18 protein-coding genes are annotated in these 15,847 nt (G+C 60.5%); 13 read left to right on the top strand and 5 right to left on the bottom strand.

Annotation, left to right across the window (positions count from 1 at the left end):
* Positions 1–101 precede the first annotated feature (101 nt).
* The 6 genes from V3330_RS18905 (at position 102) to V3330_RS18880 (ending at position 3,024) form a co-directional block, all read left to right on the top strand.
* On the top strand, positions 102–545 hold the full coding sequence (locus V3330_RS18905; protein ID WP_354697024.1) for a hypothetical protein: 444 nt from the start codon (positions 102–104) through the stop codon (positions 543–545).
* 112 nt (positions 546–657) lie between these two features.
* Positions 658–1,353 (top strand): DUF4145 domain-containing protein, encoded by a 696-nt coding sequence (locus tag V3330_RS18900; RefSeq protein WP_354697023.1) that lies wholly within the window; start codon positions 658–660, stop codon positions 1,351–1,353.
* An 83-nt stretch (positions 1,354–1,436) separates the two neighbouring features.
* Complete coding sequence (locus V3330_RS18895; protein ID WP_354697022.1) at positions 1,437–1,856, top strand: hypothetical protein; 420 nt, start codon at positions 1,437–1,439, stop codon at positions 1,854–1,856.
* 112 nt (positions 1,857–1,968) lie between these two features.
* Positions 1,969–2,274, top strand: a complete 306-nt coding sequence (locus tag V3330_RS18890) for a monooxygenase (protein WP_354697021.1) — start codon at positions 1,969–1,971, stop codon at positions 2,272–2,274.
* A 160-nt stretch (positions 2,275–2,434) separates the two neighbouring features.
* Positions 2,435–2,827 (top strand): organomercurial transporter MerC, encoded by a 393-nt coding sequence (merC, locus tag V3330_RS18885; RefSeq protein WP_354697020.1) that lies wholly within the window; start codon positions 2,435–2,437, stop codon positions 2,825–2,827.
* On the top strand, positions 2,815–3,024 hold the full coding sequence (locus tag V3330_RS18880) for a GDCCVxC domain-containing (seleno)protein (RefSeq protein ID WP_354697019.1): 210 nt from the start codon (positions 2,815–2,817) through the stop codon (positions 3,022–3,024). Before merC ends, V3330_RS18880 begins: the two co-directional genes overlap by 13 nt.
* 98 nt (positions 3,025–3,122) lie before the next feature.
* Here V3330_RS18880 and V3330_RS18875 read toward each other — a convergent pair whose 3' ends face one another.
* A complete protein-coding gene (locus V3330_RS18875) occupies positions 3,123–5,987 on the bottom strand; it encodes a TonB-dependent receptor plug domain-containing protein (protein ID WP_354697018.1) in 2,865 nt (954 codons plus the stop codon).
* 473 nt (positions 5,988–6,460) lie between these two features.
* Between V3330_RS18875 and V3330_RS18870 the strand changes: the two genes are divergently transcribed.
* The 3 genes from V3330_RS18870 (at position 6,461) to V3330_RS18860 (ending at position 8,783) form a co-directional block, all read left to right on the top strand.
* Positions 6,461–7,093, top strand: a complete 633-nt coding sequence (locus V3330_RS18870; RefSeq protein ID WP_354697017.1) for a GlcG/HbpS family heme-binding protein — start codon at positions 6,461–6,463, stop codon at positions 7,091–7,093.
* Between the two features lie 65 nt (positions 7,094–7,158).
* Positions 7,159–8,031 (top strand): MBL fold metallo-hydrolase, encoded by an 873-nt coding sequence (locus tag V3330_RS18865; protein WP_354697016.1) that lies wholly within the window; start codon positions 7,159–7,161, stop codon positions 8,029–8,031.
* Between the two features lie 134 nt (positions 8,032–8,165).
* Positions 8,166–8,783: a TetR/AcrR family transcriptional regulator gene (locus tag V3330_RS18860; protein ID WP_354697015.1), complete on the top strand. Its 618-nt coding sequence runs from the start codon at positions 8,166–8,168 to the stop codon at positions 8,781–8,783.
* 37 nt (positions 8,784–8,820) lie between these two features.
* Here V3330_RS18860 and V3330_RS18855 read toward each other — a convergent pair whose 3' ends face one another.
* On the bottom strand, positions 8,821–9,831 hold the full coding sequence (locus V3330_RS18855; protein ID WP_354697014.1) for a c-type cytochrome: 1,011 nt from the start codon (positions 9,829–9,831) through the stop codon (positions 8,821–8,823).
* 130 nt (positions 9,832–9,961) lie between these two features.
* Between V3330_RS18855 and V3330_RS18850 the strand changes: the two genes are divergently transcribed.
* Positions 9,962–10,870 carry an MBL fold metallo-hydrolase gene (locus V3330_RS18850; RefSeq protein WP_354697013.1) on the top strand — a complete coding sequence of 303 codons (909 nt, stop codon included), beginning with the start codon at positions 9,962–9,964 and terminating at the stop codon, positions 10,868–10,870.
* A 61-nt stretch (positions 10,871–10,931) separates the two neighbouring features.
* Here the strand turns inward: V3330_RS18850 and V3330_RS18845 are convergent, their stop codons facing one another.
* From V3330_RS18845 to V3330_RS18835, 3 genes are read right to left on the bottom strand one after another with little or no spacing between them, the layout of a single operon-like run.
* Positions 10,932–11,510, bottom strand: coding sequence for a GlcG/HbpS family heme-binding protein (locus tag V3330_RS18845; protein WP_354697012.1), 579 nt, complete (start codon positions 11,508–11,510; stop codon positions 10,932–10,934).
* A gap of 30 nt (positions 11,511–11,540) precedes the next feature.
* Positions 11,541–12,350: a hypothetical protein gene (locus V3330_RS18840; RefSeq protein WP_354697011.1), complete on the bottom strand. Its 810-nt coding sequence runs from the start codon at positions 12,348–12,350 to the stop codon at positions 11,541–11,543.
* Positions 12,351–12,369: 19 nt separating this feature from the next.
* The gene (locus V3330_RS18835) at positions 12,370–12,825 is read right to left on the bottom strand and encodes a DUF6152 family protein (RefSeq protein ID WP_354697010.1); all 456 of its coding nucleotides are present in this window, start codon (positions 12,823–12,825) and stop codon (positions 12,370–12,372) included.
* A gap of 367 nt (positions 12,826–13,192) precedes the next feature.
* Between V3330_RS18835 and V3330_RS18830 the strand changes: the two genes are divergently transcribed.
* From V3330_RS18830 to V3330_RS18820, 3 genes are read left to right on the top strand one after another with little or no spacing between them, the layout of a single operon-like run.
* A complete protein-coding gene (locus tag V3330_RS18830) occupies positions 13,193–14,188 on the top strand; it encodes an MBL fold metallo-hydrolase (RefSeq protein WP_354697009.1) in 996 nt (331 codons plus the stop codon).
* A gap of 1 nt (position 14,189) precedes the next feature.
* The gene (locus tag V3330_RS18825) at positions 14,190–15,245 is read left to right on the top strand and encodes a hypothetical protein (protein ID WP_354697008.1); all 1,056 of its coding nucleotides are present in this window, start codon (positions 14,190–14,192) and stop codon (positions 15,243–15,245) included.
* Complete coding sequence (locus V3330_RS18820; RefSeq protein WP_354697007.1) at positions 15,242–15,757, top strand: hypothetical protein; 516 nt, start codon at positions 15,242–15,244, stop codon at positions 15,755–15,757. The genes V3330_RS18825 and V3330_RS18820 overlap by 4 nt, the downstream gene beginning before the upstream one ends.
* Positions 15,758–15,847 lie beyond the last annotated feature (90 nt).

Below are 15,847 nucleotides of genomic sequence, written 5' to 3'. Positions count from 1 at the left end.
ATAACAAATCGTTCAAGTGTGCTCCGCCCTTCGGGCTTCGCCGGACGCAGCTACGCTGCACCGCTTAACTCAAACGTTATGCGAAATTGTTAGAACAGTCGATGACAATTTCACTCTGGGTATCCATATTGATCGCAATTGTTGCAGGCGTTTTTGGTGGTGTATTAGCACCAATAGTTTCTCACGTGCTTTCTCTCAATCGTTGGAAGAAAGAGAAGAGCCTTGATTTGAAATTTAATGCGTTTGAAGGGGCCTTGAATGCTCTTGCTAAATGGGAAGCTGATGCTATGAATCCAGAACTTCAGGCGCAGAATAAAGATTTTGACGGGTCAAGACCGATAACAAATCTAAACCCCTCCACCAGTGAAGCGTTAGAGCATCATAAAGGACTGATTGAGGCGCTGTTTTCAGAAACGGTTGCAAATAAATACAAGGAGGTTCTTCATGCTCATATTTCTATCAAGAATATTCCAAACATAGAATTCGAACAGCTGCGTTCCGCTTTTGTTCAAATTGGGGCAAAGGAACTCAAGTTGAAGTCATGAGCCAGGAAACGCATAACAAAACGTTAAAGTACGTTCGCTTCGCTCACCGGACGCGGCTCCGCCGCGCCGCTTAACTCAAACGTTAGGTGCTTACACTTCGAGGAAATTACAATTGTCTGAACTTGTTGCTAATTGTCCAAGGTGTGGCGCTAGTCATATGACTTTTGATTTATTGAATCAGGTTCCTGTTTCAATTCGTTACGACTGGCAATATTGGATTGAGGTGTTTTGTGTTTGCCGAAACTGCAATAAACCAACGATATTTCTTGTTGCACAAAAAAAATACAACGATTCCAAATACATAAAAGAAGGTTTGTCTAAGCTTACAATTTCGGCAAATCAGGTAGTAGAAGTAAAACGGCATATTGGTATTCAGGACACTTCCGCTCAGGAGCCACCAGAATATCTACCTGAGAATATCGAAAACATTTTCCGTGAAGGTGCGGCCTGTATGGCAATTGGTTGTAATAACGCTGCCGCAACCATGTTTAGACTTTGCCTAGACCTAGCTACCCAATCTTTGCTTCCCGAAGAAGGCGAGGGATTAAACAGTAAAGTAAGAAGAAATCTAGGTCTGCGTTTACCCTGGCTTATAGATAACAAAATCCTTCCTGAGGCTCTAAGAGAGCTTTCTTCATGTATTAAGGATGACGGAAACGATGGTGCACATGAAGGAATCCTAGGTGAAGAAGATGCTGCTGATATATTGGATTTCACCTTTATTTTGTTGCAGCGTTTGTATACGGAACCAAAGCGACTTGAGCTTGCTGCTGAGCGGCGTAACAAACGTAGAGAGAAATCCGAATGATTAATGCACCCAACAAGGCGCTCGTGTGGGACCTCCGCTTCGCTCCGGCCCCACAGCTTGAGCGTTAGGCAATTGGGGGAAGTATGACGCGATCTCTAGAAACAACCGTCAGCACTTTGGTTGATGCGTTGTTGCGAATGTATGGTTTTGAAGGATTTGCAAAGGCTTTCAAGGCTGAGCCCACGATTGACGAGCGGTTAGCGAAACTTTCCAAAATTAAAGAAGATCTGGGAGAAGCTACGAGAGCAGTTGATGAATTAGAGCAAAGTGCGCTCGTAGCAAAACGTGAAGCGAACCAACTTGAAGAGGAAGTAAATCGGCTTCGAGAAGACAAGGAAGTAGCGGAAAAAATTCTTAAATCTCCGGAAGATGCTTTTTCCCGATTGCTTGCGAGGGCAGCTGCTAAGGGGCGCGGGCGAGGACTTCTTGAAGGAATCGTGATAGGTCTCCTCACTGGAGGAATTTCGAGTTGGTTAGTTTGGTATTTCACGACGAAACCGTGATGCCTAACAAATCATTAAAGGCGGACGCCGTGAACGGCGCTGATCTTGCACCACTTTGATGGACAGTGATTTACATCCATCAAAGGAGGTCAAAGCATGTGAGGAAACAGTCATGCCGACGTTATTACAGATTGATTTCGCGTTCAGCGGACCGTTTGGCGATGAATTGGCGGAGGCATTGAAAGACCTGGCCATTTCAATCGCCGACGAGCCCGGGTTCGGGTGGAAATTATGGACCGAGAATGAAGGCACGCAGGAAGCCGGCGGCATTTACCTGTTCGAGGATGCAGCAACCGCCGAAGCCTATCTTGAAAAACACACCGCCAGACTGAAGGGCCTTGGAATCGCGGAAGTGCGCGCCAGGGTCTTCGATGTCAATGAACCGCTGTCATCCATCACGAACGGACCCGTTGGCTAGCAGGTCGTGTTGAAAACCTGCCGCACTGTTCAGCCGGCTGTGGCCCGGTAATCCCGTAATTTTCGGAGCAACGGCTCGCCGTGCCGGAAGTGCAAGAAACAGGCGTCCAGGAAGGTCTCTACTGTGTTGAACGCTCAGTAATCCCTTTCCGGAGGCCGGGATGCACGCTCCAAAATTCGCCGAGAAATTCGCCGCGCTGGGAACCGTCGTCGCGGCTCTGGGTTGCGCCGCCTGTTTCCCCGCCCTGGGCGCACTGGGCGCCTCGCTTGGGCTGGGCTTCCTGGCGACTCATGAAGGGCTGTTGATCAACAAACTGCTGCCTGTATTCGCCGCGCTCGCTCTCGGCTTCAATCTTTTGTACTGGTGGCGGCATCGGGTTCACTGGCGCGGCCTGCTTGCGCTGCTCGGTCCGTCTGCCGTTCTGCTCACCCTTTACCCGCTCTGGCGGTATGGGTGGAGCACGTATCTGTTTTACGCGGCACTCGCACTCATGCTCTCTGTTTCGATCCTGGATGTCATCAAACCGCCGAGGCCACCGACATGCCCGCAGTAATTCTCGAATCGGAAATTACCTGTCCACGCTGCGGACATCGGCAGCAGGAAACCATGCCCACCGACTCGTGCCAGTACTTCCACGAGTGCCGGAGTTGCCAGGTGCTGCTGAAACCCCTGCCTGGCGATTGCTGTGTTTTCTGCTCTTACGGTTCAGTGGAGTGTCCGCCCATGCAGGAGGGCGGTTGTCATACATAGAGCGCACGGATTCATCGCTCAAGAATCGCCACCTGCCGGCTCGAGCCGCAACGAACTGGCCTCCGGGGGCATTGCGCCCCCGAAGGCCATGCTTCGCATCAGAAGTTCATGCGCACTCCGGCCACGTAGTAACGGCCCATGATGTCGTACACCTTGCGCGCCGTCGGGTAGCTCACGCCCGGATTGTAATTTTCCGGGGCGATCACCGGCGGGCGGTTGTCGAAAGCATTGTTGATCGACAGGAACAGGTTGGCGCCCCACTGAGGCACCGCGTACTCGAACGTAAAGTCGGTGTAACTCTCGGCACCCACCTCGGCGAGCCCGTCCAGGAACACCGCGGGCAGGTCACCACCCGACCGGGTCATGCTGTGGATGTAGCGGTGCTGGGCGAACAAGGTCCATTTCTCACCGGCCCACGTCGCCTGCAGGTTGCCGCGCCACCTTGGCAGACCGAAGCCCCGGCCGCCGACCGAACCCAGGCCGACCACGCCGGCGTACTCCACCGTGGGCGCCCCGGCGCCGTTGTTGCGCTCGAAGGATTTCAGGTAGTTCGCGACCAGGCGCAGGCTGAGTACTCCGGAACCGAGCTCGCGCGTGTACAGCGCGTCCAGGTCGATACCCTTGGTGCGCAGCTTGCCGATATTGATCGGCTGCAACGAGACCGAAATCGGGAAGTTTGCCGGAGAAGTGTCGGTGTGCGAAATGGGACGATCGATGAGCGCGCACAGCGGATCCGTACCTCCGGAATCGTGACACACGTTCAGCGCGGTCTGCGGTTCGACCGAGGTGATGGCGTCGGTGATTTCCAGATCGTAGTAGTCGACCGAAAGCGTGAAGCCCGGCGCCCAGCGCGGTTGCAGAATCACCCCGTACGTCAGGGTGTCACCAATCTCGGGGCTCAGCTCGGAATTTCCGCCGCGCCGTTCCAGGGTCACGTCCACCACTCCGGTCAGCGGATCCGCCACGCCGGCCACGCCGAAGGCTTCGCCGGAGAACAGTTCGCTGTGCGTCGCTGCCCGGATATCGCGCGAACGCGTGATGCGGAAGCGCAAATCTTCCACCGGCTGGTAAACGAGTCCGGCCTTCCAGGTCTCTTCACCGCCCGAAGTGCTGTAATCCGCGTAGCGGAACGCGCCGTTGAATTCCAGGCTGTTGCCGCCATCATCGCTCCACAGCGGAACGACGGTTTCGACGAAGGCCTCGGTCACGTCGTAGCCGCCGCCGGCGACACCCACGTTGGTCACGCTGGAAGGCAGGGTGGTCCAGACGCCCCTGATGCCCGTCGAGTTCGGCGGCTGCGTGGGATCCGCGGTGGAATACTGAGAAATGCTCTGATCCCGGTAGCTCGCGCCGAACACACCGGCGATGGGGCCGGCCCAGCCTTCGAACAGTTCGCCACCCACGTCGAAGCCGACTTCATCGAGCTCGTTGGTCGAGCCGTACATCACGGTCCAGAGAATGTAGTCCTTGGCCTGCTGGGAAGCCGAGCCCTCGCCGAACAGGTTGATCGGCGCACAGCCGGGATGCTGCCCCGGATTGGTCAGGGTCACCCGGCAGACGATGTCGCCGGTGGCCGGATCGCGCACCGCGTCGAGCGCGGCCGCCAGACGTACCGGTGAATACTCATCGGTGCCGACGTCGAAGTCCGCCTCACCGTGGGTGTAGTAGGCATTCCACTCCCAGTTTCCGCCGAAGGATCCGGACAGGCCGGCGGTGATGTTCCATGCTTCGTTCTCGGAATTCACCGCGGTATAGCCAATGTCACCGAGCAAACGGGCCATCCGGAAGCTTTCGGTGCCGGTATCGTCGAGCACGCTCTGCACTTCCGGCGCCAGGAAAGGATTCCCGCTGAAAATCGTCATCTGCGGACCGGGCACGAACAGTTCGTGCGCCTGATAGTAGGTTTCGGATTTACCCAGGTTGACCTGCACAAAGCCGGTGATGTCGTCCGTGAAGTCGAAGCTGACCCGCCCGAAGGCCGACTGGGTTTCCACCGAGCCGTGCAGTGACGTCGGCCGCCAGTGAACCCCGTCGCCCCCAATCGAGAAGGAAGGCGTCGGCGAAATGATGCCACGATCCATCGCCACCGCCTGGCCGCCCGGAGCGAAGATGTTCCCGGCCAGCGGTCCCGAGGCGATGATGCCCCCGCGGGTCCAGTAGTTCATCCGCGCGTCTGTGATCTGAACGAAGGGGTTGTCAGGCGTTCCGGCGCCGACGATCAAAGGTTGCGGACCCCATTCCGGCCGGTCGTTCTTGCTCATAATGCCGTCATCGTCGCTGGCTTCCACGCTGAACAGGACGTGCATGCGGCCGTCCATCAGTTCCGCACCGCCGGCCAGACCGATACGCCAGGTATCGCCATCCGATTCTCCGGACGTACCCATTTGAGCGACACCCTTGACGCCGGTGAAATCGTCGTCCAGCACATAGTTGACCACGCCTGCGACAGCATCCGCGCCGTACACGGCGGACGCGCCCGCGGTGACGACTTCGACGCGTTCCACGAGCAGTTGCGGGAGCGTATTGACATCGACCGCGCCATTGAAGCTCGTCGGCGGCACCCGCCGGCCGTCGAGCAGGATCAGGGTGCGAATCGGGCCGACGTTGCGCAGGTTCAGGTAATTGCCGATCTGCGGTTCATCGGTGCCGAGCTGATCCCCCTTCCTGCTGCTGATCGAGCCGCTGAACTGCGGCAGTTGATTGAGGCCATCGGCAATGCCCGCCGGCGCGGCCCGCGAAAGCTGTTCGTCAGTGACGGCGGTTACCGGAGTGGGCGTCTCGAAAGCGCTGTAGCGGCCCACGCGGCTACCGGTCACGATGACTTCCTCCAACGCGCCGCCCGGGTCATCCGTGGCGGCTTCGTCGTCGGTGCTTGTGACCTGTGCCTGCAAGGCAGGCGTCAGGCCGCACCACGCCAATGCCATCACAAGAGATATCAGAATGCGGTTGGTGTTGGTGTGCATGGTTCATTTCCCTCCGAAATGGTATGTAGGTACCGCTTGCTCCTCAGGCGTCCGCCGTCCCCTCCGGGAACGCAGACGCGCGAGCGGCTGGAGGCCTGCCGGACCTCCCTCGCTCGTCGACCGGGTATTGCCCCGGTCGGGCTCGTTCTGAACCTGGAATGCGCACCATTCGCATTTCCCGGCCATGGTTCCGCTCCAAAAAACGAACACCATTCACTCAATGCAGACTAAAGCGAACCCAATTCGGTTGTCAACTTTCAAGCCTCGAGGTGCGGAGAGCCCAGCCGCGCTGGAACGCGAAACGCCGCGCCTGGGCGAACCACCGCCGGACCGCCTGAATGGCGAAGGTCATCGATACACCATCGCGCGGTTGGCGGATGGACGGCGGCGACGGCTGGCAGCCAACTGGATAAAACGAATTATATTCAATAAAATCAGGGCAACTGGAACGGAACCGAGCCGGATTCGGCTGAATGCGACGGAAAATGCACCTGAAACAGTGGCCGGAAATTGCAATTTCGAAGGCGGGATGCTTTCGCTCTACCCGTTTTTCGGGCGCTCCGCGGCCACGCACGGCCCGCCGCCGGCTGCTGCCGGCCGCGGTGGCATTGATCGCGTTGGCAGGTGCGGCAGGTACTCCGGGCACCACCTTCCCTTCAGACAGTTCAGCGGCGCAGCCAGAGCAACGGGCCGACCTGCCGCTCGCCCTGGCCGAACGCATCGCCCGGGCGTTTTTCACCTGCGCCCGCCGCAACGACAAGCCCCGCACGCTGCACATTCTCGATGCGATGGGAGCGACCGTCCTTGCCGCCCGCATGGACGGCCAGTTCGCGGACAACATCGAAGTCGCGCGCCTGAAGGCCGAGACCGCGCTTTATTTTCGCGACAACACCCGGGTCTGGCTGCAACGCGCGCAACACGATCCGGTTGTGGCGCAGCGCCTGGCCCAACTCGGTCAGTTCGTGTCGCCGACCGGACTGCCCATCGTCATCGACGGCCAACTGGTTGGCGCAATCGGTGTCGGCGGGGCCAGCGGCGACTGTGCTCACGAGGCGTTGTCGCGCGTGCTGGGACCGCAACCGCCGCTGATCCCGGCCGAGAACTGAGGCAGGCGGATCGCACCGTCGCCCCGCCCCGACCATCACCAGCTGAACCAACTTACGGGATATCCATGAGACACCTACAGACCCTGACCTTCATGCTGCTGCTCTCGACCGCTACGGCCGGGATGGCGCAGAACGACCCCTGCTGGACCGACGACGCCGTGATGAAGCGCAATCCCAATCCTTCGCGCGACCATCAGCTCCAACCCTGGCCCGCGCACCACATCATCGGCGATATTTTCTACGTCGGCACCCGCAATCTCGGCTCGTTTTTGATCACGACCGGAGACGGGCACATTCTGATCAACCCGAATGACCCGGAGACCCTGCCGCTGGTGCGGGCCTCGGTTGAAAAACTGGGTTACGAATGGACCGACGTGGCCATCATCCTCGGCAGCCATGCGCACGCCGATCACATGTCCGCGACCGCGCAGGCCAAGCACCAGACCGGAGCGCGAGTGGTCGTCATGCGCCAGGATATGCCATTGCTCGAAGCCATGGAGGTACCCGGCAATGCCGCGGCCGTCGACCGTGTCATCGAGCATGGCGACAGCGTAAGCCTGGGCGGAGTGACCCTGCGGGCCCACCTGACGCCGGGCCATACGCCGGGAACCACGACGTGGACGACGACCGTCGACCACGATGGGGAAACCCTGCACGTGGTGTTTCTGGGCGGAGCGACCGCGACCCCGCGCATGGACGTGACCGACCCTGAAATTCAGCGCCAGTTCCACCAGGCGTTCGTCGAACTGCGCTCCCTTCAGTGCGACGTTCCCCTGGCGCCGCATGCACCGATTCACCAGATGGAACAGAAATTCGCCCGGCTCGATTCCGCTCCGTCCAATCCCTTCATCGACCCGGAGTCCTGCCGGGCGGAACTCGCGCTTTCCGAACGCGGTTTCTACCTGCTGCTGGGCAAACAGCTGGGAACCCTCGATTAACGCCCGCCACAGCCCCATCCAGGATCCAGATCAATCCGGCACGCAGTCGCGTTTGCCTTGTCGCAGCTTGGGGCGTAGGCTTTAGCCCGCTCTCAATCCAGCGCCTGTCCCCGGCCGAACCAGGGGGTGCCACATTGGCCCAAGTCAAAAAGAAAGAAAAACGAAACGCCATTCTCAAAAGCGCGTCACGCCTGTTTCGCGAGAACGGTTTTCTGGGTTGCCGCATGGAAGCCATCGCTTCCGATGCCGGAACCGCGGTGGCCAATCTCTACGTCTATTTCCCGTCCAAACTGCACCTTTTCTACGACGTGTGGACGCCGTTGATCGAGGCGCGGATGCTGAAACTGGCCGAAGATGCCCGCCAGATCGACGATTCCCGGCAACGGCTGCGCTTCATTTTCCTGTCTCTGTGGCGCGACATGCCCCGCGAGGACAACCAGTTCGCCAAGAATCTCATGGAAGCCATCATCACGGCGCCGGACAGCGTCGAGAAGCCGCACGACATTCTCAAGTGGTGTGAAGACTTTCTCAACGAACTGATCGGTGAATGCCTGCCGGCGGATCGCAAGTTCCTGGTGGCCGACTCCAAGCTGTCGTTTCTGTCCTGGATGGCGTTCGACGGGTTCGTGGTCAACGTCGGCAAGCGGGAGAGCAGCAAGCGCAACATCGAATTGCTGATCAACCACTTCGCGGACCTGCTGCTGTACGGCGAGTATCGTGGACTGACCGCGGTCGCCGACAGCAACAGCTAGTTCACCGAACGACCGGCAGCCGCGCGGCGAGTCGGAGTCAGGGCTCGAGGCTGCCCAGGTAGGCAGCGACATCCACGATATCCTGTTCGCTGAGCATTTTGCTGCTCGTTCCCATGTAACCCGTCTGATCGGCGATGCCTCGCCGCTTGCCGCTGCGGAAGTCGTACAGTTGCCGGATCAGGTAGGTCGGAAACGACCCGGCCAGTGACGGGCCCAGCGCGGTACCGCGCAAGTCGGCGCCGTGACAACTCGCACACGGTGCAAGCCCGGAACCGCCTTCGGCGATCTGGCGGCCGCGCTCGAGGCTGCCGGGGGGCACGTAAGTCAGAAAGTGGCCGCGCGGACTGCGGTTCTCGACCGCGCGGTAATCCTCGGGCACCTCGATGATTCTGCCGTCCAACGGCTCACTTCCGGCAGCCTCCTCGTCGACCACGCGCATGAACGTATTGCCGTAAAAGGTCGTCATGGGCACCGTGTCGGTCTCGATCACCTGCTGGTGACGCTGCGGCGTCAGTGCCGCGAACCATTGCGCGGCCTCGCGGGCGTCCTGGTCACTTTCGAGGGTATGCAGATTGTCGATGAAGTCGCCCAGGTAGGAATTGCGGTCACCATTGCCGAAGGCCTGCAGTTGCCGCATCAGGTAGTCGGCCGACTGACCCGCCAGCCGGGCCGATTGAGGGTGACCGGCCCCGGAAGCGAGATGACACATGGCGCAGGCGAATACACCGGGCTCCCGGCCGTGTTTGACGATGTCGGGCATCGGGGCATGTTCGTCCGGAAACCAGTCCGGGGCATTGAATGGATTGTCGATTTGTTCCTGGGTGAGAGCGAGGTCACTGCCCGGAACCGTGAACGTCTTGGCAGGATCCGTCGGGTGGGGGGGTGGTGACCCCGCACGCGGCACGGCCCACTCCGGCGGACCATCGCCGGCCTCGTTGGCGGGCAGTGGCAGCGCGAACAGCAACGTGAACAGCAATGTGAACGCCGGCACCATGGAGAAAACCCGGCGGCCGGCGGCGAATGTGGAAGGCTCATCCTGTCTGTACATGAGTGTCCCCAATGAAAAGTAACCGGGCGGGCGGCATCGGCAATCAGCTGGAGTGAGTAGCAATAACGAACATTATTCATTAGGATCATAAAATGAATATAATTCGGTTGTCAACGCAGGAGAATCCCGTATGAACACCCGCGCCATTCGCACACTCGTCGCGATCTTCACCGCATTGAGTTCGCTTCCCGCACTCGCCCAGCGTGACTTCTCAGAGGTCCGGATCGAGACGGTTCCGCTGGGCAGCGGCCTGTACGTGCTGATCGGGTCGGGTGGCAACATCGGGCTCGCCACCGGGGATGACGGCGCCTTCGTCATCGACGATCAGTTCGCGCCACTGACTGACAAGATCCGCACAGCCATTGCCGCGGTCACGGAGCGGGACGTTCAGTTTGTCCTCAACACGCACTGGCACGGCGATCACACCGGGGGCAACGAGAACTTCGCAGACGCCGGGGCCCTCATCGTCGCGCACGACAACACCCGAACGCGGATGCAATCCGAGCAGTTCGTCCGCATCTTCGAGCACTCCGCCGCGCCGGCTCCCGCGGGCGCGTTACCGGTGGTGACGTTTGCATCGGAGATGACCTTCCACTGGAACGGCAAAACCATCCGCGGCTTTCATGTCGAACACGCCCATACGGACGGCGACGTCATCGTCCAGTTCGTCGAGGACGACGTGTTTCACATGGGCGATACGTTCTGGACCAGCGGATACCCACGGATCGACGCCGGCAACGGCGGTAACGTCAAGGGCGTGATCGCGGCGGCGAGGGCGGTTCTGTCGCGGGCGGGCGAAAACGCCCGGATCATCCCCGGACACGGAGCGGTACCGGATGCCGGCACCGGTACGCTCGAATCCTACCTCGCCATGCTGGAAAACACCGCCGACGCGGTACAGAAACTGGTCGACCGGGGGCTGGACGAAGAAGCGGCCGTTGCCGCCAGACCGACCGCGGCGTTCGATGCGGAGTGGGGCCAGGGCTACGTTTCACCGGAGCGGTTCGTGCGCAGCCTGTGGGTCAGCCTGGCGGAGTAAGAACTTCGCCTGAAGCGGCGCAAACTCGCGGGTACCGCTGCCGCGGTACCCGCGATTCAACTCACTCCGGACTCGCCAGTGATGGCTGCTCACCCAAAACGCTAATGAGACCGGTGCGGGCACACTCCTCGTCCTGATCGGAACTCGCGCCACCGGCACCAATGGCGCCGACCAACTGGTTCTCGACGATGATCGGGAGCCCACCGGTGACCGGGAACTGATTCAGCTGACCGACCAGTTGGCCCATCAGCGGGGTCTGTATGCTGCGCCCCATCCACACCCGTGTCGGTTCCCGGAAGTACAACGCGGTGCGCGCCTTCAGAGCCGAGGATTCCACCGCGTCGGCCTGGGCGCCGTCCATGCGGCCGGCGTACAGGGTGTAACCGAACTGGTCGACGATGTGCAGGGCGACCGTGAAGCCGTTTTCGCGCGCATGGTCGAAACAGGCGTGTGCGACCTGCTCGGCGATGTCCAGGCGCAACAGGTGTTTTTCAAAGGACTTTTCCGCCGCCTCGCCGGTAACGACGATGTCCGCCAGGGTCGCGGGTTTGGACGAAGACTGCGCGCAGGCGCTGCCGGCGATGAGTGCCGCGGCCGCGCAAGCAGCGATAGCGAGGGGAATTCGAATGTTTCGGATCATGTAGTGCATCTCCTGTATGCGAGTCGGGGCTCAATGTTGATTGGGAAGTTCGTCCGGCTCGAAGTAGAAGAAAACCTGGTTGTTTTCCATGCAGATGGTTTCCCCGATTTCCCAGTCGCGGCGCTCGTAACGCACGGTGGTCACCCAGGGTTCCTCGAGGTTCACCGGATCGATGAGGGTGCGCTCGCTGACCATCGCCTGCCCGTCCTCGATCAGCCGGATTCGCTCGATGAAGCGCATTTGCGGGCTGGGATAGATGGAAATGTTCCCGAGCATGTTCATGTACACCATCGCCTTGTCCATGAAGCCCACCGAGTCGATCACGAACACATCGTCCTCCCAGCGACCGACGGAGTGGCCGTTGGCCGTGAAGCGCAACTCATCGAGCGGCGGATGTTCGCGGCCGTCCAACCAGACCCAGCGCATGCCGCTGACGGCTTCGATCAGCCAGGTCATTTTTTTTTCGTCCACCAGAAGTTCCTGCGGACCCAGGGTCGTCATCGTGGCGGAAGAAGGGGGAATGCAAATGGCCGAATAGTCGTAGGTAATCTTGCCGGAATCGCGCAGCTCGATCTGGTGGTCGACACTTTTCTGCGCGGCGGGCGTGAACCTGGGCGGTGCTTTTTGCGGCAGATTCCGCGGATTCTCCATCGGCTCCCACACGCCCACCAGGGCGCTGGCCCGTGCAGCCGTTGGATTCTTCAGGCAACAATTGCCGCCTTCGTCCGCGGTGGCCATGCCCGGTGCGGTACCCAGAGCGCCCGCCATCAGAAACGCCGCGCCAAGCGCGGCCCTTTTGACGTGGCGCGCCAGGCCAGACTGCTGTCCATTCATATGCATATCGGTGCAATCCTCCGGTTCAGGGTCCTTCGAGTGTTTTGCCATCGGGCATTTCGGCCTTGACGAACGCCCCGAAGGGCTTTCCGTTGCGTGCCGGATAAATGGTGATGGCCACCTCGTCGCCGGCCTGGAAGGTCTTTTTCGACCAGCCTTTGCGGCTCAGGTCGAGCGGATTACTGGCTTCGACGCCCCACTCGACTTCTTCGCCGTCTTCACCGGTGACGTTGACTCGAATCCAGACATGCGGGTTGGCCCATTCGAGGGAGGCGACGACTCCCGTCAGCACGACCTCTTTCGACTGGTCGAACTGCGAAACCGAATGATGCGCGCGCGCGCCCTGAGGCAGAGCCCAGACGAAAAAGACGAGCAGCAGCAGGGCGATAGCGGTCCGCCCGTACCGTGGCTTGTGCGCATGTGAACTGCGCACATGCTGCAGTGCTTCGGGAACCGGATGATTGAATCTCGTTAATACCATGATGTTACTGACTCCGATTGGCTAATCGCGGCGGTGGTGTTCCGCACGCTGGCGTGATGCCCAGGACAATGCCACCACCCGGGTGGGGCTGCTGCCTGGTGATCTGAGGGGCTCCGTCATGGCGAGCCCCGGCGGATTTAAGTGCCGAACTCCCAATAATGAACAGCATTTTTTATTGAGAATAGCCGCTCGTTCACGAAAATACAACCTCCCGTACAAGGATGGGAATTTGCTTGATTGGCGCCCGTTTGCACCCCGGTTCGACAGCTTGACTCGCCCCCTCTCCAACGTATAATAAATTATATTCGGTTTTGATTCAGCCTCGGGTTTCCGGGCCGATTTGCCACCTTCCAGGAAAAAAATTCAGATGACTTTGCACCTTTTGATTTCCACGCTCAGCCCTACGCGCAAGCCATCCCGCTGTCGGACCGGCCTGGTTGGGCGTTGCGCGCTGATGATCAGTGTGATGTTTGCCGCACCGCTGCTGGCCGCAACACCGATGCTGCAACCGGGATCAACGCGGCCGATCGCGGAGGATGTCTATCTGCTGCCCGACGGCGGGGTCATGCTGGTTCCCAACGTGGGGATCGTGGTGGGCTCGGAGGGCATTCTCGTCATCGACACGGGCATGGGCCCGGCCAATGCGGAAATCGTGCTGTCGGAGGTGCGCGAAATCAGTGATCTGCCAATCACGTTCCTGGTATCCACGCATTTTCACCCCGAGCACAACTTCGGCGCGCAGTCGTTCCCACCGGAAACCGTGCTGATCTATTCCGAGCGTCAACACCAGGAAATCCAGAACAAGGGCGAGCATTACCAGGAATGGTTCGTCGAACTGTTTGGCGATGATGTCCGGGCGCTGCTGGAACCGGTCCGCCTGGTGCAACCCGACGTCACCTTCGAGCGCAAGGCGAATTTCAACCTGGGCGGAATGCCGGTTGAACTGCACCACTTCGGCCGGGCTGCCCACACCATGGGTGACACGGTGGTGTTTCTGCCGGAACAGAAAGTCGCATTCGCCGGAGGCCTCACTCCGAACCACCTGTTCCCGATTCTGGCCGACGCGGATTCCGGCATCGCCGGGTGGCTCGAAAGCCTCGATGGCCTGGAGCGGCTCGGCGCCGAGTACATCGTTCCGGACCACGGCGAGCCGGGCGGGCCGGAACTGATTTCCCGGGTCCGGGAATACCTGCTCGCGGTGCAGAAACAAAGCAGCGAGTTGAGCCGCCAGGATGTCCCGCTGGAACAGGCGCAACAGCTTATGACGGAGCGCATGGTCGCGCGCTACCCGGACTGGGGCGAGCCGCACTGGATCGCCGCCGCCGTCGCACAGGTATACGCGGAACAGGCGAAGGAGAACTGACATGCACGACGCAACCGCATTTCGCGCACTCGGGTCGGGCCGCCTGCTGGCCCTCGGCGGCGTCGGGCTGGTCGCACTCGGGATGCTGGTCGGTGAAATCTATGCGATCTACATTTCGCACGTCGCGAACGGCATCATCGGGCAGAACTGGCTGGGTGTGGTCGAGGCCGTCAACACCGACCCCGCGCAAATGTCGCAGCATTTCGCCGTCATCGAGGATCTGGCGGAAAAACGCGGCCGGACCATGCATGCCCACTCTCACCTCGCCGCGTTCGGACTGCTCGCGCTGGTGCTCGCGCTGCTGCAGCCAAAACTCGCCCAGGAATCCGCCGCGCGCTTCCGCATCGGGCTGGCCTACCTGACCGGTGCCGGATTGCAGGTGGCGGGGACCTACGTCAGCTACTATGCCGGACCGGCGTTCCTGTATGTTGCCGACCTCGGCGGCTTGCTGGCGATCGGCGCCGTCGCGGCGACGCTGTGGGGCTTGAGTGGCTGGTTCGCCTCGCGGGAGCCAGCCGCGGAGTTTCTGGCCGAACAGTTGAGTTCGCCCGCCAGCCGATTCCTGGTCAAGGGCGGCCTGCTCCTGGTGCTGCTTGGGATGGTCTTCGGCCTTTACTACGCATGGGAACTGGTCAGCGCCGATGAACCGGGCGTATACGCCGCCGTACAAGGCGCGGCGACGGCCACGGCATCCGGCGATGTCGGGTTGGCGGGCGAACAGATCCAGATGTTCAAACGCATGCAGTCCAAGATCGCCATCACCGCGGCGGCGCATTCCCATGCCGTCGAATTCGGTTTCCTGATGCTGCTGCTGGCCTTCGTCCAGCGGTTCGTGATGCTGTCCGACCCCTGGCGGTTACGCTGGGCCCGGGGGTTCGCAATCGGCGCGTTCGCGCTGCCGGTGTGCGTGTTCCTGGCAACAAAATACGGACTGCGTGCAGCGGCCTTCTCGGATCTGTTCGGGAGTATCGCCCTGGTCAGCCTCACCGCGATGCTGTTCGGGATGATCCGGCACGGCGGCGCCGTGGACGCCTCACAAAGGAGTGAATCTTCATGACCGCCTGGACGCAACGCATGGTTCTGGCCGGGCTGGTACTGATCCTGCTCGGCTTCGTATTCGCCCTGGTACACAGCCTGTCCTACGGCCACCAGGCGCGGCTGGTCGCGCACGATGCCTACCGCCCGGTGTTCGAGGAAATCGCAGCAACGGGCGACGAGACTTCCTGGCAGGAAACCGAGGCGGAAATCACCGCCGTCAGCGTGGCCCAGCGGCGGGCCGCCGATACCCACGGCCACGCGGTCAACATGGGCATCCTGGTGATCCTGATCGGGCTGCTCACACCGCTGTTCGAGCGGGCACGTTCCGGCGATGGCGGCGCACCGCGCGGGGCCGGTATCGCGTTCGCACTGTTCGCCGGCCTGTATCCCGTGGGGCTGTTTCTGCAATACCTGCGGCTCACAACGGCCGGTGAAATCGTCGCGGCCATCGGAGCCGTCGGCGCCATTGCCTGCCTGGCCTGGCTGTTTTTGAAACTCCGCAAGGCCGTGGACGGGCTCGACACGCCCTGAACCGAGAGCAAACCGGCCGCCACGTTTGACGATGGGACCGGTATTGACCGGTGTCATGCATCAATTTCGCTCAGTACCGTATATTTGCGG

The sequence above is a fragment of the Elongatibacter sediminis genome, assembly GCF_037892215.1.
Taxonomy (GTDB): Bacteria; Pseudomonadota; Gammaproteobacteria; order Xanthomonadales; family SZUA-36; genus Elongatibacter; species Elongatibacter sediminis.
The sequence above is the reverse complement of the archived record's forward strand: the minus strand, read 5'-3'. Positions and strand labels throughout refer to the sequence as shown.